A 21,692-nucleotide genomic window follows, 5' to 3' on the forward strand; every position below is an offset into this window, starting at 1 on the left:
GCTCAGGCCCTCGCGCGGCGACTTCGCGCTGTTTGCGCGCCCCCGCACGGGCGTACCGGGCATGCGCTGGGCGTGATCGCCGCGGATGGAGGGGGGCGCGCGCCGTGACATGTCACGGATCCAGCGTGACATGTCACGGATCCAGCGTGACATGTCACGGCGCGAGCACGCCGTACGCCGCGGCCGACGGCGGCCCGAGCCGATCGAGCGGGCCACCCCGCATCGCCCGTGCGCCGCTCCCCTCGCCGTCACAGCGTCGGCGTGGCCCCGCCATCGATGCGAAAGGTCGTCCCCGTCATGAAGTCCGTCAGCGGACTTGCGAGGAAGCAAACCGCTGCGGCGATGTCGGCCGGCACGCCGAGGCGATCCACCGTCTGATGAACCGCGTTCTTCAACACCCACGCACGTCCTTCGGCGGGATCGGTCATGCCTTGCCGGGCGGCGACCTCGCGGAACCACACGTCGAGGCTGGGCGTGGAGATGAGCCCGGGCATGATGCCGTTCGACGTCACGCCGGTGCCGGCCAGGGCCTTCGACAGACTCAGCGTGAAGTTGTTGAGCGCCGCCTTCGATGCGCCGTAGGCGCCGAGCTGCGCGTGCGGTGAGATCGCGTTGCGCGACGAGATCTGGATGACGCGGCCCCACCGGCGCTCCCGCATCCCCGGCACGAACGCATGCACGAGCCGCACGGCAGGGACCGTGTTGCTCTTGTACTCGTCGAGCCACTCCTCGAGCGGCGCGTCGAACCAGGACGCGTGGGCCACGTTCGTCGAGCCGCCCGCGTTGTTGACCAGGATGTCGATGCCGCCAAAGGCGCGCTCGGCGGCGCCGATGACGCTGCTCAGACCATCGGCGGTCGACAGGTCACCGATCGCAACGGCCGCGCGTCCTCCCGCCGTGGTGATCTCGTCCGCGACGGCCCGCGCGCGTTCGGCGTTGCGCCCGTGCACGACGACCGCGACGCCCTCGCGTGCCAAGAGCCGCGCCGCCTCCGCGCCGATGCCCGAGCTCGAGCCGGTGACGAGCGCGCGCTTGTCTTGCAGGTGAAGATCCATGGTGTCCTCCCTTCGCGCTCTCTTCAGGTGTGGTGCAGCTCCAGCATCGCTCGGCCAACGTCGGTGTCGGCGAAGTCGGGCATGCCGTCGGCGTCGGTGCTCGCGCTGAGGGCCCGGTGGGCATCGTCGCTGGCGCCGAGCTCTCGCAGCGTCAGCTTGGCGAGCACGTACGCGTCGCTCCCCAGCAGCAGGCGTCGCGGCTGCCGATCCATCGACGCGAGCTCGAGCAGCGCCTTCGCGGCTCGCTCGGGCACGCCGCGCGCCGCGCCGGGGTTGCCCCGGAGCCGCTTGTTGGTCGCGCCCACGGTGGCCTCGTAGTCAGGCTGCGACGCGTAGATCTTCATCGAGCCGCCAGCCCAGTCGGTGGCGAAGCCGCCCGGCTCGACGATGGTGACCTGGATGCCGAGCGGCGCGACCTCGTTGATCACGACCTCGCTGAAGCCCGCGACGGCGAACTTCGCCGCCTGGTACGCGCTCAGGCCCGGCGTGCCCCCGCGCCGTCCGCCGATGGAGCTGATCTGCAGGATGCGCCCGCTGCGTTGCTCGCGCATCACGGGCAGGACCGCCCGCGTGACATGCACGACGCCGTAGAAATTTGTGTCGATCTGCGCGCGGAGATCGTCGAGCGGGAGATCTTCGGCCGAGTCGATGTTCGCGTAGCCCGCATTGTTGACGAGCACGTCGATGCGACCGAAGGCGTCGACCGCCTCTTTGACCGCGCGCGCGGCCTGCTCGGGCTGCGTGACGTCGAGCGCCACCGCCTTCACGCGGTCGCCGTGCTGTTTCACGACGTCATCGAGATCGGCGGGCTTGCGCGCCGTGGCGACGACGCGGTGCCCGGCGGCGAGCACGGCATGGACGAGGGCGCGGCCGAGCCCCCGCGAGCTTCCGGTGATGAACCAAACTTGCGCATTGTTCTCTGCCATGCACGAAACATCGTGCGCAGAGCGCCAGCCTTCAAATCCGATCGCGCCACAGATGAATCGAATCACGCCAGCGCTTCGGGGTCTTCCCCTCCCAGGCTCGGAACGCCCGCGTGAAGGAGTTGACCTCGTCGAAGCCGAGCAGGAAGGCGATCTCGCTGACGTCGACGCCGTCGGTGCGCAGGAGGCGCAGCGCGGTGTCGTGCCGGACCTCGTCGAGCACGTGCTGAAAGCTGACCCCCAGCTCGCCCAGGCGCCGCTGCAACGTGCGCGTGCTGAGCGACAGCTCGCGCGCCACCTTCGCGAGGCTCGGTCGCTCGCCCGACATGCGGCGAGCGACCACCGCGCGGACCTGCTCGACGAACGAGCCATGCTCGAGGGGCGCGAGCTTCTGGTCGAGGCTGGGGACGAGCACCTGCAGCAGGTCGGCGTTGTGCGTGATGAACGGCGTCGTCAGGAGGCGCTCCTCGAGGACGAGCGCGTCGCGCTTCGCGCGGAACCGCAGCGGACACCCGAAGAAGCGCAGCAGCATCGGCTCGTCGCTGCGCGCCCGAGAGAGCTCGACGCGCGTCGGCGCGAGCGCGAGCCCGCTGCCTCGCCGCAAGAGCACGAGGAGCGAGGCGAGCGATGCGTCGACCAGGCGCGGTGGCATGGGGCCGGGCGCGTGCCGGTAGGTCGTGTGAATCGCCACCTCCTTCCCCTTCGTGTCGATGGCCATGTCCTTCGGCCCGCAAAGCCGCTTGTAGCGGGCGAGCTTGGCCAGGGCGGTGCCGAGGTCGGGCGAGTGCAGCGCCGCGAGCGACGAGATGTCGTACTCGTGCACCTGCGTCTCCGTCGCCAAACGGAGCCCGACGTCGTGCGGCGACGACGCGCCGAGCGCTCCCCAGAACGCGAAGAACTGCTCGGTGCTCAGCGCGCCGCTGGACGGCGCCCGCGCGGCGGCGGTCGCACGGGCCACGTCCGCTCCGACGCGCGCGAGCCGATCGCGCACCGCGGACGAGAGGCGGACGAGGTCACCGTTCATCGCAAGGAACGTATCATCGCAAGGAACGTATCATCGCAAAGGACGTACCGAAATCGAGTCGCCACGACCCGAAGGGATCAGGGGCTCATGCCGGAGAGCTCGATCAGCGTGGCGCGGGCCTTGGTCGGGGTCGTCCCGGTGAACTGCTTCACGTCCCGCGCGAGGTGCGCCTGGTCGTAGTAGCCGAACCGCTGCGCGAGCTCGGCCCAGGTCCCGGAGGCGCCTGCCTTGAGGTGCTGCACGAGTCGCTCGAAGCGCACCAGGCGGGCGAGGAGCTTGGGAGGGACGCCGACGTGCTCGCGGAACAGGTCGATCACGTGCTTCTGGCTGTAGCCGAGCTCGCGCGCGAGCGCCCGCATGTCGACCGCGCCCCCGCGCTCCTCGATCCGCCGGAGCGCCCACGGCACCACGCCGAGCGCGTGCCGCGCCTCGTCGACGCGCTCGCCGAGCGCGCGCTCGATCAGGTCGAAGCGCGCGTCCCAGGTGGGGAGCTCCTCGAGGCGCTCGGCCAGGCGGGCGTGCCTCCTCGGCAGGAGATCGCGCGCGGAGATCACGCGCCCGGTGAGCTCCGCCATCGGCACGCCGAAGAGGAGCCGCGCCCCGATGGGGGTGAGGTTCACCTGGATCCCGCGCTGGAGGCCGTCGTGCTCGGTGACCGTGAAGGTGTCGTCGAGCCCCGCGACGAAGCCGCCCGGGTACGAGGCGTGGCGGCGAGCGCTGCCGGCGTCGAACACGCGAATCGGCGGCCCGAACTCGATGATGACGACGACCTGCGGCAACGGGAACTCGGCCCGCCGCAGCGGCCCGGGCGTCTCCTCCGTGTAACCGCAGCAGTCGCGCAGGTAGGGGCGGAGGCGCGGCGCCGTGGGCCGGGTCGCCATCTCCCAGCGGCTCTCACCGGACGTGCCGCGCGCGATCCGCGCGCGCTGAGCCAGCGCTTGCATCGAGGGGCAAGGCTACCCCTCGGCGCAGGCGCGATCCAGCCGCGCGCCTCGGTCGCAGGCGGGCGCCTCCTCCCCGAGGCGGAGACCCCCCGCCGAGCCGCACGAGGAGACTGGCTCTCTTCTTCCTGTGTTCCTGTGGATACGGACAGCCGCGCGATCGCGCGCTCGCGAGGGGAAAGACGCCGCGTGAGCGCGGAAAGAGCCCCGCCGCGGCGCCCGGGCGCGTCAGTGGACCGTCTTACAGCACCTGAACCCGAGGTGGTAATTCACGTGCCACGCGTTCTCCATCGGCTCCACGTGCCAGCGCGGGCTGAAGGAGCAGTGATCGGGATACGTCTCCTGCCCCTTCGGCCGGGGGGCGTCGTGCGCGCGGGCGACCTCGACATAGAACCAGGCGCTCCCCTTGAGCTGGCTGTACACCTTGCCGTCGTCCCGGTCGCGGCGGGTCATGATCTCGGCCACGTTGCCGTGCTGATCGAAGACCCCGAACCGCGAGCGGCACGCGGGGTAGGCGCCCGCCGGCTCGGTGTCGGTCGCGCACGTCTCGTAGGCGGAGCGCGCGGTGTCGGCGTCGCACGGCGTGCCGTCGATGTCGCGGTGCCGCGTCTGGGTGTGGCAGACGGCGAGGTCGAGCGCGTCGCCGTAGGCGTACGTCCGCGGCGCGCCGCCCTCCGGGTCGCCGCGGCACGCGAGGCTCCACTCGTCCTCGGTGCAGAGGCGCTTGCCCTGGAGGCTGCACACGGACGCCGCCTGCGTCGGGCTCGCCCACACCATCGGCAGCTCGCACGGCTTGTTGGGGAACTCGAAGATGTCGATGCAGAACTCGGCCGGCCGCGCCTTCCCCCGGACGGTCTTGAAGACGGGCACCATGTTCTCGTGGCCGCCGCAGCGGGCGCGCTGCTCCTCCGTCTGGAGCACCACGCCGCGCAGCCCCTCGAGGCATTGCTCCTTCGAGCGCGTGTGCCGCGCGAGCGCCCGGTTGCCCTGGTTGATGCGCGACGGCCCGCCGCCGCCGAAGTTCTTCTCCAGGAAGAGCTCGGGGTTCCTGAACTTGCGCTCCCGCGGCGTGAGCTCCTTCAGCGAGAAGAGCCGCACCAGGTCCTCGCGCGCCTCGTGGTGGATCGCCATCGGATCCCCGGCCGGCGGCGCGCCGGCCGCCGGAGGCGCGCCGGGAGACCCAACCGCCGGAGGCGCGCCGGGAGACCCAACCGCCGGAGGCGCGCCGGCCGACCCAGCCGCCGGCGGGGCCGCGCTCCCCGGGCCGGACGCCGCGGGGCCCGGCGAGGGCGCCGCGGGGCTGGCCGCCGGCGCGGCGGCGTCGCCGGGGCCGCGATCGGGCTCGCCGCGGGAGCAGGCGGCCGCGGCCGCGGTGAGCGCCGCGAGCGCGACGCGCGAGGGTCGGGAGGGGCGTGACACGTGGAGCGAGGTCCGTGGAGCGAGGTCAGAGGGTCGCCGCGACGATCTCGGAGAGGCTCGCCTCGTCGACGATGCCGGTCAGGTAGGCCGCGACGTTCCCCTGCCGGTCGATCACCACGAGGCTCGGCAGCTTGTCCACCCCGTACCGGACCGACGCCTCCTTGGCGTCGTCGATGAGGATCGGATACGAGAGGCCCTTCTTGAGGGCGTATTGGCTGGCCACGTGGGGCGGATCGTCCACGTTGACGCCGAGCACCACGAGCCCCTTCTTCTCGTACCGGCGCGCGATCCGGTCGAGGATCGGCGCCTGGACCGCGCAGGGGCCGCACCAGGTGGCCCAGAAGTCGAGGATCACCGGCTGGCCCTTGAGCTCGGCGAGCTGCATGCGCGCGCCGGGCTCGCCGTTGGCCGCGACCGGCAGCGTCACGTCGGGGGCCACCGCGCCGACCATGCCCCCGACCCCAGGCGCAAGCCGCGGCAGGATCGCAAGGCCGAAGAGCGCGCTCAGGGCGATGAGCACCGCGACTGCAGGGTAGAGAATCTTACCGGAATTGGACTCGGGTTCGGCCATACGGGGCCCTGGGCTTCATAGCAAATCTTTGGGCCTACGTCCGAGCGGCTCTGGTACGGTCCGGCGCCTCGACCGGCCAGGCGCTGCGCCGCCTGGCCCGGGGTCGGGGGCGCAGCGCGGCTCGCCGCGCGACGCCGCCGCCGCCGCCGGTGGGGGTCGGGGGCGCAGCGCGGTTCGCCGCGCGCTGCCACCGCCGTCCGGGTAACGTCGTCGCCCGCGCGCTGGAGGAACCATGCTGGATCGTCCGAATCTTTCACGAGAAAATCCCGCGGGGCCCCGCGGGCGGCGCCCGCCGCCCGGGCTCCCCCCGGCCAAGCGGGCGGCCAAGTGGCCCCCCGATGACAACGACCTGCCCGGAGCCCCGCCGGCGCCCGCCGGCGGCGGCTTCGCGGACGACGGCAACTTCAAGCGCGGCCGGTTCAGCCCGGTGTCGATCGTCGTCGGCCTCCTCCTCGCGCTCGGCGCCGCGGGCGCCATCTGGTTCGGCGTCAAGCAGGACAGCCAGAAGATGACGGTCGACGCCATCTCGAAGGAGAAGAAGAACATCTTCGTCCTGCCGAAGAAGGACCAGCTGCCCCTCTGGCGGAAGTGGGCCGCCTCGAACGCCGAGCCGTCACTCCAGCAGGAGGCGCTCATGCAGCTCGCGTGGGCCGGCGACCCCGAGGGCGTCACGCACGCGACGACGGCGCTCTCGCTCCCGGACCACCGCGTGAAGGGCGTCGCCGCGCAGGTGCTCGCCTACTACGGCTCGCCCAAGGCCGACAGCGCCAAGCCCGCGCTGCTCGAGGCGCTCAAGGTCGCGGACGAGAGCGACCGGCCCCAGATCGTCTGGGCCCTCGTCGAGCTCAAGGAGCCGGCCGCGTTCAAGGACGCGATGGACCAGTACCGCAAGGGGTTCCTCTCGAAGGTCGAGCGGCTCGGCGGCGGCATCGCCTTCGATCCCGAGAAGCTCGCCGGCCTCGTGTCGCTCGACGAGCTCGCGAAGCTCGCGAGCGACGAGAGCGCGTCGGTGCGGCAGCTCGTCGCGACGGTCCTGTCGCGCAACGCCGAGCCCAAGTGGACGAGCGCGCTGATCACGCTCGTGAAGGACAAGGACGTCGAGGTCGCGCGCGAGGCCGCGAACGGCCTCGGGCGCATCGGCGACGAGACGGCGCGCGCCCCGCTCCTCGAGGCGCTCTCGAACGCCGACAAGGACAGCCGCCAGCGCTTCCTCGAGGCGCTGCGCGACGGCATCGGCGGCGAGGGGCTCGTCCTCGCCCTCGACAGCGTGAAGTCGGACCCCGAGGAGACGACCTGGTTCCAGACGAAGCAGATCATGGAGATGCTGCGCGAGCTCGCCGATCCGCGCGCGGCCGACCCGCTCGTGAAGTGGATCGAGGCGAAGAAGCCGCCGCTGCACTGGCAGGGCGAGGCGGGGACGCGGCTCGCCGAGGTCGGCGACATCCGCGGCGCCAAGTACATCGGCGAGCGGATGCTGGCCGACCCGCTCAAGCTCTACAAGCTCGAGAAGTTCTGGGAGGCGGACGAGGGCGGGCACCTGTCGCGCACCGACCTGCCGCGCGTCGTCGGCGCCCGCATGCTCGCCGACCTCGCCACGATCCACGCGGACAAGGCCGCCGAGCTCAAGGCCGCGGCCGAGTCGCCGGTCATCCTGTGGCTCAAGGATCGCCCGCAGCCGCACGCGAACGGCCTGCGCTTCCTCGCCACGATCCGCTCCGAGAAGATCCTGAAGGACATGCGCGACTGGGCCTTCCCGACGGACCCGCTCCCGAAGGAGGGGCAGCAGCCGCCGTTCCCGGCGGCGTTCGAGACCGCGCAGAGCGCGCTCCGGTACGTCGGGCGCATGAAGGACGAGCCCTCCTTCCCGCGGCTGCTCGAGCAGTTCAGGCGGAAGAAGGACCCGAAGATGGACATCACCCAGGACGGGCTCCAGGGCGCCGGCCTCGCGATGATGGGCATGGCGCTCCGCGCGGTCGCCTACGGCGCGGCGCAGGGGCTCGCCGAGTGGGGCGACCCGCGCGCGGTCGAGCCGCTGACGAAGCTCATCGAGGACGAGACGTGGCACGAGGAGGCCCGCCAGGCCGCGTGCGAGGCGCTCGCCTGGTGCGCCGACGACAAGACGATGGTCGAGGTGGCGAAGAAGGCGAAGGATTTCGCGAGCAAGAAGGAGCCGCGCAAGCAGCTCATCGGCGCCTGTTACGCGTCCGCGCTCGCGCTCCGGCCGGTGCCCAGCGCCGCCGGCGAGCTCGTCCCGCTGCTCACGGCCGACGTCGAGCCCGGGGTGCGCATGGCCGTCGCGCGCGCCATCGGCATCGGCGGCTTCGACGAGGCGGCGCAGGGCCAGCTCTTCGAGAAGCTCAAGGACGTCGAGGTCCGGAACGCGGCGGCGCTCGCGCTCATCCTCGGCGGCACGAGCGACACCGCGGCGCGGACGGTCGCGATGTACGCCGACTTCGACAAGGGCGCGCTCGACGACCTCAAGGACCACTACTACCGCGCGTTCGGCTACTGGTCGGACGAGGACTTCAAGCGCGGCAACCTCTACCGGTACGTCGCGAACGCCGAGGCGATCACGCGGGTGAAGGTCGCGGACGCGCCGCAGGAGTGGGCGCGGCAGCGGCTCCAGGCCCAGTTCGACAACCTGAAGTACGACAACGGCCCGCACTCCGAGACGCGCGTCGTCCTGCGCTACCGGCTCTACCAGGCGGCCAAGAGCGGCGACGGCGAGCAGAAGAAGGGCGCGATCGAGACGCTCAAGTTCATGAAGGAGAAGGGCGCGCTCATGGCCCTGCGGCACGAGCCGGGCGACACCGGCGCGCTCGCGAAGCGCGCGTTCCACGAGCTCATGAACCCGAAGGCCACCGTGGCCGAGGACCTGAGCGCGCTCGCCCCGGCCAAGGGCGGGAACGCCGACGTGCAGTAGCGGCGCGCGCCTGCGCGATCGGGCGAGGGGCCCGGGAGCTCTCGAGGGAGGCCGTCCTCCCCCGGGGATCCCGGGCTTCCTGTTTTTGTCGAGGCTGCGCGGACGAGCCCGCGCCCGGCGCGTCGGGGAGGGCCTGGCGACGGGCGGCCGGCGCGTGTCGGGCTGGACAAAGCGCGCGTTTCGGAAGAGTGTTCGCGCCGAGGTGCACTGTGCCTACCTGGCGTGATGAGCTCATCGAGGCCGTGAAATCGAAGGCGGAGCGCGAGTCGGAAGAGCTCGCGCGGCACAAGAAGCGGGTCGCCGAGGCGCTCGCGGCCGCGGAGTCGGCCGTGTCGCAGGGGGCCGAGTCGCTGAAGTTCGCGCACGAGAGGCTGCAGGAGAAGGGGCAGCCGGTCGTGCTCTCGCAGGAGCAGGACAAGCACCGGCTCGCGCTCGGCGATTTCAGCCTGGCGCTGGAGCTCCTGCGGGAGTCGGCGATCGTCCGGGTGACCTTCGGCGACGGCAAGCCGCGCGAGTTCGATTTCGCGAAGGACAGGCACATCGCGCCCGCCGACGTGGAGGAGTACATCGGGCGCCGCGCGCTCGAGCTGGTCCGCGCGGCGCAGAAGGCCTCGCCGTGGTGACCGCCGGGCGCGCCGCGGGGCTCCGCCCGGGCCTCGTCGCGGGGCTGCTCGCCGCGCTCGGGGCCTGCGCTCCTGCGGCCGCGCCGCCCCGCGAGGCGGCCGCGCCGCCGGCATCGGCGCCGGCCGCCGCCGCGGCGCCTGCCGCGCCGGCTTCGATCGATCTCGACCCCGCCGCGGAGGCGCGGATCAAGGCGGACGTCGCGTACCTCGCGTCGCCCGAGCTCGCGGGGCGCGCCACCGGCGAGCCGGGCGCCGAGCTCGCGGCCGACTTCATCGCGCGCCGCTTCGCCGAGCTCAAGCTCGCGCCGCTGGGCGGGCAGGGGGGCGACGCGAAGGCGTACCGGCAGGCGTTCGAGGCGCGGGTGGGCGCCGACGTGGCGCCGGCGGCGCTCTCGGTGCAGCGCGCGGGCCGGAAGCAGGGCGTCGAGGCCGGCAAGCTGGTCACGGCCGACGGGAGCGCGAGCGGCACGGCCTCGGGGGCCGCGGTGCTCGTGGGCCACGGCGTGACCGCGGCGGCGCTCTCCTGGGACGACTACGGCGGCCGCGACATCGAGGGGAAGATCGCGGTCGTGCTCGACGGCGTGCCCACGCTGGGCGGCGGCGCGGAGGCGGCGCCGCGGGCGGGGGCGGCGAAGGCAGATCCGCACGGCGGCGCGGCGCAGGCCGGCCCTGCCGGGGCGGCGCACGGCGGCGCGGCGAAGGCCGACCCGCACGGCGGCGCGGCGCAGGCCGGCCCTGCCGGGGCGGCGCACGGCGGCGCGGCGAAGGCAGACCCGCACGGCGGCGCGGCGCAGGCCGGCCCTGCCGGGGCGGCGCACGGCGGCGCGGCGAAGGCCGATCCGCACGGCGGCGCGGCGCACGCGGACCCGCATGGCGCAGCGCACGCGGATCCGCATCACGCGCCGTCGCCGCGGCCGGCCGACGCGCTCCGCGACTTCGGCAGTGTCCGCTACAAGCTCCGCACCGCCCGCGAGCACAAGGCCGCCGGCGTGATCCTCGTCGCGGCGGGCGACGAGCTCCCGCGCGTGTCGGACGACGCGGCGAGCATGGGCATCCCTGCCGTGGTGATCACGCGCTCCGCGGCCCGGGCGCTGTTCCCGACGGCCGGGCTTCCGCCGCCCGCGAAGCCCGAGGCCGCGAAGCAGGCCGCCGCCAAGCCCGCGGCCGCGAAGCAGGCCCCGGCGAAGGCCCCTGGGCCGAAGCCGCTCGACGGCGTCACCGTCGAGATCACGACCAAGGTCACCCCGCGGATGGCGCCGGCGTCCAACGTGATCGGCCTGCTCCCGGCGCGGGACGGCTCCCCGCACGCCGGCGAGTACGTCGTCGTCGGGGCGCACTTCGATCACCTCGGCCACGGCGGCAACGCGTACTCGCGCGCGCCCGGCGTACACGCGGTGCACCCGGGGGCCGACGACAACGCTTCGGGGACCGCGATGCTCCTGGAGGTCGCGCGGCGGTTCGCCTCGCTGCCCGCGCGGCCGGACCGCAACCTGCTGTTCATCGCGTTCGGCGCCGAGGAGCTCGGCACCCTCGGCTCGCGCCACTTCGTCGATCACCCGCCGGCGCCGCTCCAGGGGACGAAGTCCGTCGTGGCGATGATCAACGCGGACATGGTCGGCCGGATGCGGGAGGACAAGCTCCTCGTCGACGGCCTCGGCACCTCGCCCGACTGGAAGCCGATCGTGGACGACGCGGCCCGCGGGCTCGGCCTCGCGCTCCAGTTCGGCGTCGAGGGGTTCGGCGCGAGCGATCACACCTCGTTCACCGCGTCGCGCGTCCCGGTCGCCTTCCTGTTCACGGGCGTCCACGAGGACTACCACCGGCCGAGCGACACGGCGGACAAGATCAACGCCGCGGGCGTCTCGCGCTGCGCGGTCCTCGCGGCGCGGATGGCGCTCGCCCTCGCGCAGCGCGACGCGCGGATGGCGTTCACCGACCCGCCGGCCGACCCTCACCGCAACATGCGCCGCGGCTTCCGCGCGTCGCTCGGCACGATGCCGGACTACGCGTACCAGGGGCCCGGCGTGAAGCTCACGGGCGTGCGGCCCGACGCGCCGGCCACGCGCGCCGGGATGCAGGCGGGGGACGTGATCGTGCGCATCGGCGCCCACGCGATCACCAACATCCACGACTTCATGTTCGCGCTCGGCGAGCTCGAGCCGGGCCGCGAGGTCGTGATCGAGGTGGAGCGCGGCGGCACCCGGGTGCCGCTCAAGGTCATCCCCGCCCCCGGCCGATGAGCCGGCGCCGCCGCCGCGTCGCGCCGCCGGCCGCTCCGCGCCGGCGGCGCAGGGCCCTCTGCCGGCGCTGCGCGGGGGGCCTCGTCCTGCTGTGCGGCCTCGCGGCGGCGCTCCTCGGCTGCGACCGCCGCGAGCCCGCCGCGACCGACGCCGCGGCCCCCGCTGCGCCCGCGAGCGCCGGCGCCGCGGCGGACGCCGAGCCCGCGCCACCCGACGGCGCCGCGGCGGAGCCGCAGGACGCCGCGGCGCTGTCCGACGCCGCGGAGCTGCCCGACGCGGCGACGCTGTCCGACGCCGACGCGGCCCTCGACGGCGCGGCCGCGTCGGCCGACGGCGGCGTGTCGGACGCCGGGCTGCCCGGCACCTCCGCGGGGTGCCCGGACGACATGGTCCTCGTCGACGGCGACTACTGCCCCCTGGTCGAGCAGATCTGCCTGAAGCACCACAAGGAGTTCGAGAAGGACCAGGCGCGGCGGGCGAGCCCGTACGGCGACGTGGAGGGCTCGACCACCGTCAGCGAGCGCTGCCTCGAGTACAAGCAGCCGACCGCGTGCCTCTCGAAGAAGCGCGCGCCGATGCGTTACTGCGTCGACCGGTACGAGTGGCCCAACAGGAAGGGCGAGCTCCCTGCGCTGCTCGTCTCGTGGCGCGAGGCCGTCAAGGCGTGCGAGGGCGTCGGCAAGCGCCTCTGCACCGAGGACGAGTTCAACTTCGCCTGCGAGGGCGAGGAGATGCTCCCGTACACGTACGGGTTCGTGCGGGACGCGACGAAGTGCAACATCGACCGGCCGTTCCGCCAGCGCGAGCTGACGCTCTACCGCTACGAGCGGTGCATGCGGCACCCCAAGTGCAAGGCGGAGCTCGAGCGGCTCGATCAGCGCGTCCCGGCCGGCTCGATGCCGGCGTGCGTGTCGCCGTTCGGCGCCTACGACCTCAACGGCAACATCAACGAGTGGGTCGTGCGGCCGGGCCGCAAGTCCCCGGATCGGAGCGGGCTCAAGGGCGGCTGGTGGGGCCCGATGCGCGGCCGATGCCGTCCGACGGTGGGGTTCCACAAGGAAGAGGATTACGGCTACGAGCAGGGGTTTCGTTGCTGCAAGGATGCTGCGCCGCGGTGAGCGCGCGGTGGCGCCTTCATTTTGGGGGGCGCGTGGCCGCCGACCGGGGGTACGCTCGCGTCCAGCGGGCCCGCGACGCGGCGCTCGCCGGCGAAGGGCCTGCCGTTGCTCCTCCGGGGGCCGGGGCTCAGATCTCAGCGGCGGGTCGGCACCGGCCCGCTGCTCACGCGGGGAAAGCCCCGCACCTGCGGGAGACCTTGATGATGCGATCCATGTGGTTCACCAGCGTCCGCTCGGCCGCGGCGGTCGTCCTTGCTCTCGGAGGCCTCGGGCTCCTGTCCTCCGCGTGCCGGGGCAGCGAGGCCGAGGATCCGTCGAGCCAGCAGTACAACGCCTACAACCAGCAGCCTGGGTACCAGCAGCCGGGGCAGTACCAGCAGCCCGGGTACCAGCAGCCTGGGCAGTACCAGCAGCCGGGGCAGTACCAGCAGCCTGGGCAGTACCAGCAGCCCGGGTATCAGCAGCCTGGGCAGTACCAGCAGCCGGGCACGACCGCTCCGGCGACGACCGCGCAGCCGAGCCCGCTCGCGCTCCCGTGTACGAACGACATGGTCTGCGGCACGCACAAGTGCAACACGGCGGTGGGCAAGTGCGCCTTCCCGTGCGCCGCGAACACCGACTGCGCGGCGGGCTTCTCGTGCATGGGCGCCGGCTCGGCGACGGCGATCTGCGTTCCCGGCGGGCAGTAGGGGGCGCGTGGTCGTGCGCTGATCCGCGCTTTGCTTCCGTCTCGTCCCCTGGTTTTCGTGAGGGTGGCGCCTTCTTCGGCGCCGCCGCGGCGATCGGCGCTCGCCGGGGCAGCCGAACCTGGCCTGGGGGGCTGGCGCGTCCAGTCCCTCGGGGCAGCGGAGCTGCCTGCCGCGACCCGGAACCGGTCTGCCGGGATGGTTGACCTTCCCTGAGGGACCGGATCCGGTTTCGGCGGGGCAGCTGAGCATGGCCGAGGAACCGGATCCGGTCTCTCGGGGATAGCTGAGCATGGCCGGGGGGACCGGATCCGGTCTCTCGGGGGTAGCTGAGCATGGCCCGGGCGACCGGATCCGGTCTCTCGGGGATAGCTGAGCATGGCCCGGGCGACCGGATCCGGTCTCTCGGGGATAGCTGAGCATGGCCCGGGCGACCGGATCCGGTCTCTCGGGGGTAGCTGAGCATGGCCCGGGCGACCGGATCCGGTCTCTCGGGGGCAGCTGAGCATGGCCCGGGGAACCGGATCCGGTCTCGGCGGGGCAGCCGACCTGCCTGCCTCCCGGCCCGCCGCACGGCGCGGAGCCCGGGGGGCGTTGTCCCGCAGGCGCTTGCGCACTTCCGCAATGAATCACGTCCCGGGCGACGCCGCCGCCTTCGAGGCGGTGTCTGCTGCCTCATGCCGCGCGGCGTGATCGCCACGCATCCTGGCCCCGCTCTTGCTGTCGGCGCGCGTCACGCGGCCCACGGCCCGTTCGGGGCGGCGCAGCGGCGACGAGGCGAGACGCGGACGGGGAGCGGCGCGGGTGTGCCTCACGCCGCCGGACGCCAGCGAGGAACCTCAAGAACAGGCATATCTCATGAGCATTCACACGAGACGGCGCACACGTGCGCCTTTGGCCACGCACGATTTCGCGATGTCACGCCGTGCCACGGCCTGGCGAAAGTATCACTTTTCGCACGCGGGGGTATGCCTCGCCGCTTGCGTGCTCGCCGTTGCGGCGTGCTCAGACTCGCCGCGCGAGCCAAGGCTCTCTCTCGGGCCAAGGCTCTCTCTCTTGAATGGAGACCTCGACATCGAAGGGCCCGTCCACCCCGAGGACGACCTGCTCGGCACGATCTGCCCGGCCTACGACGCCACAGAGCTCCCTGCCGACCTGCCGCGCTCCGAGACGGTCGCAGCAGGCGCGATCGGCGGGACCTTCTCGGCCTCGAGCACCGGCGAGGCGACGTACACGATGCCGCTCGCCGTTCCTCCGGGGCGCGCCGGCATGCAGCCGGAGCTCGCGGTGAGCTACGACAGCTCGGGCGGAGAGGGTGTGCTCGGCATGGGGTTCTCCGTGACGGGGCTGTCCGCGGTGACGCGGTGCCCGCGCACGATCGCGCAGGACGGCGAGATCCGGGCCATTCATTACGATCAAGATGATGCGCTCTGCCTCGACGGAAAGCGCCTTGTCGAGGTGGGCAGGGCGGGGGATCTCGTGGAGTACCGCACGTTCCCCGATACCTTCACCAAGGTGATCGCCAGCTATGAAGGCTGGGATTGGGAAAAGGGCCCGATGTACCTCCGCGCGTACACGAAGTCAGGGCGGATCATCGAGTACGGGAACGAGCCGAGCGGCCGGGTCATGGCCAAACTCGGTGTCGTCCGAGCGTGGTGGGTGACGCGCGTGAGCGACCGCTATGGAAACACGATGGACACGCGGTACAAGAGCGAGGAGCACCCGACGGAGAAGTACACCGTCGAGCACGCGCCGCTGCGGATCGATTACACCGGTCATCCGTCGTCCCCGGCGACGCGCGCCGTCGAGTTCGTGTACGGCGAGCCGCAGTGGGGGGGCCGCGTGCTCTACTCGCGTGGGATGGAGCTCCGGAGCTCGTGGCGCCTCGACGAGATCCGGATGCTCGGGCCGGGCGACGCGCTCGTCCGGAATTACCGCTTCTTGTTCGACGACGCACCCGCGACAGGGCGGCGGCTGCTCCAGCAGGTCGAGGAGTGCGCGTCGGACGGCGTGTGCAAGCCGCCGACACGCTTCGGGTGGCACCACGGCACGAAGGGGTTCTCCTGGCTGGCGACGCCGCTCGAGGTCCCCACCTCCGATCGCGGCAGCAGCATGCTGATGGACGCGACGGGTGACGGGCTCGACGACATCGTGATGTCCGACGACGAGCTCGCGATGTACGAGGACGTCGAGGTGCCGTTGACCACCTGGTTCCTCGCTCCGAACCGGCTGTCGGAGGGGGTCTCGACCGCCTTCAACGTGGACAGGCTGGTGGCCGAGGTCACTCACCTGGATCCGGACACACCCTTTCAGCCCGAGGTCGGCACGCCCATCGACTACAATCAAGATGGGCTCACCGACATCTTCATGCACGACCTGCAGGGTCGATGGCCGAACTGGCACGTCCTCCTCGCGGAGCGCGAGGGCAACTTCACGCGCCTCGACACCGAGGTCGCTCGCATGTACCCGCTCGGGTCGGCGTGGACGCCGGGCAGCATCAAGAGCCCGACGCATTCGGCACACCTGGCCGACGTCGACGGCGACGGCGTCTCCGACCTCATCCAGTGCGGCGACGACGGCATCAGCATGGCCTGGTGGGTGCACCTCTGGCGCCCCAGCGGCCCGGACGGACCGGGGTTCGAGCCCGCGCCGAGCCCGATCCCCGCGCTGTACGCGTACCCGTGCAACGCGGACCTGCACACGGTGGACGCGGACAGCGACGGCAAGATCGATCTGCTCGTGCACACGGCGGTGTGGATCGACGACGTGACGGTGACCTTCGGCACCACGTACGACGCGGTGACGTACCAGAGCCCGGGCGCGTGGTCGATCACCCCGACCGGCCTCCCGGTCCGGCTCCCCGGCGGCCGCATGCTCTTCCTCGACGTGAACGGCGACGGCCTGTCGGACGCGGTCCAGACCGGCCTCCCGGACCGGCAGCTGCGCACCTACGTGAACACTGGCGACGGGTTCGCCGCTGCCGTGAACAGCCTGCCCGAGGTCTGGCTCGAGGCCGACCGGTTCGCGAGCCTCGCCGTTCCGATCGACTGGAACGACGACGGCCGCCAGGACCTGCTCATGCCGATGGCGGAGCCGGGCGGGGTGCCCGCGTGGATGATCCTCGAGTCGACGGGCAGGGTCGGAGACGGCACCTTCACGCTGGTGGACTCGCACCTGCCGGTCGAGCCCCTCATGCTCGACTCCGAGGTCACGCTCGCCCACGCGCAAGCTCCGCGGGTGACGGACCTGAACGGCGATGGCGTCCAGGATGTGCTGATGTCGGTGGGACGTTTCTTCCGCATCTTCCCGAACCTGCTCAAGGACGAGGATCTCCTCGCGAGCGTGACCGACGGCATGAGCTCGCTCGATCCGGACGACCCCGGCTTCCTGCCGAACGTGACGATCAGCTACAGCCACCTGTCGTCGCCGCACGCTTCGGACGGGTTGTCGCCGCTGCCGGACGAGCAGAAGATTTACAACCCGATGGAGAACGCCGTTAAGGAGCAGTGCGCCTACCCGCTCCGCTGCGCCCTCGGCCCGCGGGCGGTGGTCAGCGGTTACACGCTCAACAACGGCGCGAACGCCGAGCGGCGCTTCCAGATCGCCTACAGGAACGGCCGTTACCACCGGCTCGGCCGTGGCTTCCTCGGCTTCGGCAAGCGGATCGTGCGCGATCTCGACACCGGCTCCGGGACCGTGGAGTTTTATGACAACGTGACGTTCGACAAGGACCTCAACGTCTTCCCCTACGCGCATCAGGTCATGCGGGAGGTGCGCTACAGCCCTCCCGAGACCCATGATCAAGCGCCCTCCGGGATCGTCGAGCTCTCGCACACGAGCTCGCTGATCCAGACCGTCAAGACGAACGGCGGCGGCACGTACTTCACGTTGCCGGTCTTCCGCAGGGACGTCAGGGGACAGGGAGAGTACTCGCCGGCCGGAGAGCAGAGCCTGGAGGCGTACGCGATCGACCGGGCGGGGTTCCCGCCGATCCTCATGAGCGACGCGACGATCGCCTATGGCCATTACGACGAGTTCGGCAACATCCTCGCCGAGTCGTCGTCTACGGCGGGGGCGGATTTCTCGCTCCTGGTCAAGCGGAAGTACACCAACGACACCGCTGCATGGCTGATCGGCAAGCTGGACGCCGTGAGCGAGTGCAGCAGCGCCTCGGGGATCGACCAGTGCCGCACGATGTCGCGCACGTACAACACGCGCGGACAGGTCATCCGGGAGTCCGTCGGCACCGAGGGCGACCCGCAGACGGAGCTCCACCTCACGTACACGCGCGACGTGTACGGCAACCTCGGGATCACCCGCTCCGTCGATGCGTTCGGCGCGCGCCGCAACTCCTGCATCTCGTACGACGAAGAGCGCATCTTCCCGTACGCGCGCTCGAACGCGGAGGGGCACGTCACGCGGATGAAGTTCGACCCCGGCCTCGGCGTCAGGACGGCGCTGGTCGATCCGAACCACCTCGTCACGCGCTGGGCGGTCGACGGCTTCGGGCGGGTCACGAAGGAGATCCGGCCGGGCGAGGAGGATGAGGTGATCACCACGTTCACGCGAACGAAGGACGGCGGCGCGTCCGGCACCGAGTGGAACGTGAAGGTGCGAACGCAGGAGACCGGCGGTCGCGATGACACTGTAGAGCTCGACAGCCTCGGGCGTCCGGTCCGGTGGTGGACGCATCGCTCCGACGCGGGCGCCGGCGCCGACGAGCGCGTCATGCAGGAGATCGTCTTCGATGCGCTGGGCGAGCGTGTGGCGCGGCGATCGCTGCCCGCCGGCGAGGACACGCCGCGCGATGCGCTGCGCTACGACGACACTACCTACGACGGCATGGGCCGCATCAAGACGCACCGGACGCCGTGGGGCACCACGACGAGGTACACGTACCTGAGCACGACCGTCGAGGTGGACGGTCCACGCGGCGTGACGACCACGATCAAGAACGACGCGCTCGGCCGGCCGGTGTCGATCACCGACGCGATGCTGGGGGAGACGCTTTATAGCTACGGACCGTTCGGCGGGCTGTGGACGGTGACCGATCCGGGCGGCGCGGTGACGACGACCGAGCGCGATGCTTACGGCCGCGTGCGAAAGCTCACGGATCCCGACCGCGGCGAGACGATCTCGCACTACAGCGGGTTCGGGCTGCCGACGTACGCGAAGGACGCGCTGGGGCGGGAGCGCTGGTTCGAGTACGATCGCCTCGGCCGCATGACGGCGCGCGTCGACAAGGAGGAGGGCAGCGATAGCACCTACCGCACCACGTGGACGTGGGACCGCGGGGCGACGGGGAAGGGCAAGATCGCCGAGGTCGAGAGCCCCGAGCATCACAAGACGACCTACACCTATGACCCGCTCGGGCGGCTCGAGACCAAGCGGCTGGCGCTCGAGGGCGAGACGTTCACGACGACCTTCGGCTATACCCCCTCGAACCAACTCAACCTCATCTCGTACCCCGCGAGCGACGGCGGGGAGCCGTTCTCGGTCCTCTACGAGCTCGATCCGCACGGCCACGTCCTCGAGGCGCGGAACGCCGAGACCGGCGATCCGTACTGGGCGCTGAAGGAGACGGACCGGGCCGGGCGGATCCGGACCGAGGAGTTCGGCAACGGCGTCGTCACCGAGCGCTCGTACCACGCGACGAAGAACCGCCTGGAGAGCCTGCGCACGACGAAGGGCGCCGTGGAGCTCCAGAACCTGGCGTACACGTACGACGACAGGCTCAACCTCGAGACCAGGAAGGACCTACGCCAGACGAAGACGGAGTACTTCTTCTACGACAAGCTCGATCGCCTGAGGTGCTCGCAGTTCCGCGATCTGCCCCGCTGCCTGTTCGTGGACACGTACGCGCCGAATGGCAACATCGACTCCAAGGTGGGCATCGGCACGTACGAGTACGACCCCGACCAGCCGCACGCGGTGGTCCAGGCGGGGGACAGGTTCTACGGCTATGACGCCGTCGGCAACCAGATCTCGAGGCCCGGCGCGACGGTCTCGTACACGCCGTTCGACAAGCCGGAGACGTTCACGCTCGACGGTGGCGCGACGATCGAGCTCGACTACGACGGCGATCAGAACCGCATCCGGAAGACGACGCCGGACGAGGTGACCCTCTACGTGGGCGACCTGTACGAGCGGGTCACCCGGCTCGCTCCGGGCGCTGGCGAGCCGAGCGTCGAGCACCGGTACTCCGTGCTGGTGAACGGGCGGCAGGTGGCGCTCGTGACGCGCGCCGCGGGGGCGCCGGGCACGACGCTGTACCTGCATCGCGACAACCTGGGCTCGATCGACGTGATCACGGACACCACCGGCGGCGTGCACGAGCGGCGCAGCTACCAGGCGTGGGGCAAGCGCCGCTGGCCGAGCTGGGAGAGCGCGGCTCCGGGCTGGTTCGGCAGCTCCCCTGTCCGGCAGGGGTTCACGGGGCACGAGGGCGACGGCGAACTCGGGCTCATCAACATGCGGGGACGGATGTACGATCCCGTGATCGGGCGCTTCTTGACGCCGGATCCGCTTGTTGCGAATCCGCTGTCCGGGCAGAGCCTCAATCCGTACAGCTACGTCCTCAACAACCCGCTGGCGTACGTGGATCCGAACGGCTTCCAGGAGGCGTCTCCGGAGGACCGGGATGCGTCACGGCCACCGCCCGTCATGCACATCCCGTGGGAGAGGCTCGGCTGGGGGCCGGAAGAGATTGCCGTCGGCAAGCGCCCGGAGCAAAAGGCGCAGTCCGATAGCGATACCAACACCACGGGTGCCGAAGTCGGCGTCGTCGCGCCTCCTGTCGACGTGAACATCTACGGAACGAGCTCGGGGTACGTGCCCGAACCGGCGGCATCCACGCCGGATCAAAGCACGGTCGGCAGCGTGGTGGGCGAGGGCCTGCTCGGCGTCGGGGAAGGCCTCGGCGAGCTCACCATCGAGCTCGGGCGGTCGCTGGTGCTCAGCGCGCTGACGTTCGGCGGCTACGGCGCCTACGAGTTCGGGACTGCGATGTGGGACGGGTACAAGGAGGACGGCGTGGTCGGGGCGCTGAACGCCGTGAATCCCCTGTACCACGCGCTGAGGGCCGGAACGGACACAGTCCTCGCGGCCGTGGGAGGCGACTACCGCGCCGCGGGCGCGGCGGGGACCAAGGCGGTCGTGCTCACCCTGGGCGCGGCCGTCGGGCTCGGCGAGGGACTCACGGCGGTGAGCGGAAGAGCCTTGGCGACGAGGGTGGCGACGGGAGAAGGTTGGCTCGTCAGCAGGGGGGTCTTCAAGAACAGACACGGGCAGCTGACGAACGGCCGTTACATTCTTGACGAGCTGGGCATGGCTCCTCATACGGTAGGCAGCCTTGCCGAAGGCAGGAGCCAGTTCTTGTACGGAGTGAACGAGAAGCAACTCGTCCTTGATGCGGCGGATTATGCCGATCAGGCAAACCTGTGGAGAGGAAGCGACAATAGCAAGGCAAGGATTGTTTTCGACGATTATATCGGAGTGCATGCCGGGACAGGTCAGAGAACGAATGTGCTGAACCTTTACCGCACCGAAACGGGTTTCGTTCACGGTGCGCCGGGGAGTCCGCTATGAAACAGGATCTCAGCGATGTATTCCGGTACGGGCACGCGGCGTCGGCGAATTGGACGCGTGAGAAGGTCCGCGAGACCCTCCGAGCGCTGGCAGCACGCTCGCCAGGCTCCTGGATGGACTGGGAGCCTGGCGATGAGCAGTGGGGCCGTGTTCTCGACGCTGACAATAAGGTTTTGGCTCTTGTGTGTGCGTGTGTTCCGATAGGTGCAGCCCGGGATGACGTCCCGATCGCGGAGCTACCGAGCGCTGTGACATGGATCCAATTCAGGCACATGCACGAACATATATATCGAATTTCCCCAGAGCTTCTTGAGGAGGTGTTTGGACGCAAAATCTCGCGAAACGTCGACTACGAAGACCTGTCGATGAACGATCTGTGGTGGGCAACCGTGTCCTGACCGGAACGGGTCTCATCCACGGTGCGCCGGGGTGTCCGCTATGAAGCGCGAGGTCTCGGAGAGCATCGACTATGGGGCCCTATCGCTGGACGAACTGTGGTGGGCAACGGTGACCTGACATCCACCGCACCAAGTCGGACTCACCCACGGTGCGCCTGCGCCGGGGCGTCCTCTATGAAGCAGG

12 protein-coding genes are annotated in these 21,692 nt (G+C 71.2%); 6 read left to right on the forward strand and 6 right to left on the reverse strand.

Translation table 11 applies throughout. The features are described 5' to 3' along the window. Positions 1-248: 248 nt before the first annotated feature. The 6 genes from WME83_RS51120 to WME83_RS51145 all read right to left on the reverse strand — a co-directional run bounded on the left by WME83_RS51120 (position 249) and on the right by WME83_RS51145 (position 5,933). Positions 249-1,055, reverse strand: coding sequence for an SDR family NAD(P)-dependent oxidoreductase (locus tag WME83_RS51120; protein WP_437316982.1), 807 nt, complete (start codon positions 1,053-1,055; stop codon positions 249-251). Between the two features lie 23 nt (positions 1,056-1,078). Continuing rightward, on the reverse strand, positions 1,079-1,981 hold the full coding sequence (locus WME83_RS51125) for an oxidoreductase (RefSeq protein WP_437316983.1): 903 nt from the start codon (positions 1,979-1,981) through the stop codon (positions 1,079-1,081). 31 nt (positions 1,982-2,012) lie between these two features. Then, positions 2,013-3,002, reverse strand: coding sequence for an AraC family transcriptional regulator ligand-binding domain-containing protein (locus WME83_RS51130; protein WP_437316984.1), 990 nt, complete (start codon positions 3,000-3,002; stop codon positions 2,013-2,015). Between the two features lie 77 nt (positions 3,003-3,079). After that, positions 3,080-3,946 carry a helix-turn-helix domain-containing protein gene (locus WME83_RS51135; RefSeq protein ID WP_437316985.1) on the reverse strand — a complete coding sequence of 289 codons (867 nt, stop codon included), beginning with the start codon at positions 3,944-3,946 and terminating at the stop codon, positions 3,080-3,082. Between the two features lie 225 nt (positions 3,947-4,171). Beyond that, complete coding sequence (locus WME83_RS51140) at positions 4,172-5,362, reverse strand: SUMF1/EgtB/PvdO family nonheme iron enzyme (RefSeq protein WP_437316986.1); 1,191 nt, start codon at positions 5,360-5,362, stop codon at positions 4,172-4,174. 25 nt (positions 5,363-5,387) lie between these two features. After that, the gene (locus WME83_RS51145; RefSeq protein ID WP_061621161.1) at positions 5,388-5,933 is read right to left on the reverse strand and encodes a TlpA family protein disulfide reductase; all 546 of its coding nucleotides are present in this window, start codon (positions 5,931-5,933) and stop codon (positions 5,388-5,390) included. 232 nt (positions 5,934-6,165) lie between these two features. Here WME83_RS51145 and WME83_RS51150 point away from each other — a divergent pair, with 232 nt between their 5' ends. From WME83_RS51150 to WME83_RS51175, 6 genes are all read left to right on the forward strand, one after another. Then, on the forward strand, positions 6,166-8,856 hold the full coding sequence (locus WME83_RS51150) for a HEAT repeat domain-containing protein (protein WP_437316987.1): 2,691 nt from the start codon (positions 6,166-6,168) through the stop codon (positions 8,854-8,856). 242 nt (positions 8,857-9,098) lie between these two features. Beyond that, positions 9,099-9,479 carry a hypothetical protein gene (locus tag WME83_RS51155; RefSeq protein ID WP_437316988.1) on the forward strand — a complete coding sequence of 127 codons (381 nt, stop codon included), beginning with the start codon at positions 9,099-9,101 and terminating at the stop codon, positions 9,477-9,479. Next, on the forward strand, positions 9,473-11,719 hold the full coding sequence (locus tag WME83_RS51160) for a M20/M25/M40 family metallo-hydrolase (protein ID WP_437316989.1): 2,247 nt from the start codon (positions 9,473-9,475) through the stop codon (positions 11,717-11,719). Before WME83_RS51155 ends, WME83_RS51160 begins: the two co-directional genes overlap by 7 nt. Then, entirely contained in the window at positions 11,716-12,837 is a 1,122-nt protein-coding gene (locus WME83_RS51165; protein WP_437316990.1) for a formylglycine-generating enzyme family protein, read from the forward strand. The genes WME83_RS51160 and WME83_RS51165 overlap by 4 nt, the downstream gene beginning before the upstream one ends. A 212-nt stretch (positions 12,838-13,049) precedes the next feature. Then, positions 13,050-13,526 carry a hypothetical protein gene (locus tag WME83_RS51170; RefSeq protein WP_437316991.1) on the forward strand — a complete coding sequence of 159 codons (477 nt, stop codon included), beginning with the start codon at positions 13,050-13,052 and terminating at the stop codon, positions 13,524-13,526. Between the two features lie 1,053 nt (positions 13,527-14,579). Next, positions 14,580-21,110 carry an RHS repeat-associated core domain-containing protein gene (locus WME83_RS51175; RefSeq protein WP_437316992.1) on the forward strand — a complete coding sequence of 2,177 codons (6,531 nt, stop codon included), beginning with the start codon at positions 14,580-14,582 and terminating at the stop codon, positions 21,108-21,110. Positions 21,111-21,692: the final 582 nt, after the last annotated feature.

It is taken from the genome of Sorangium sp. So ce385 (assembly GCF_051474135.1).
Lineage (GTDB): Bacteria > Myxococcota_A > Polyangia > Polyangiales > Polyangiaceae > Sorangium > Sorangium cellulosum_D.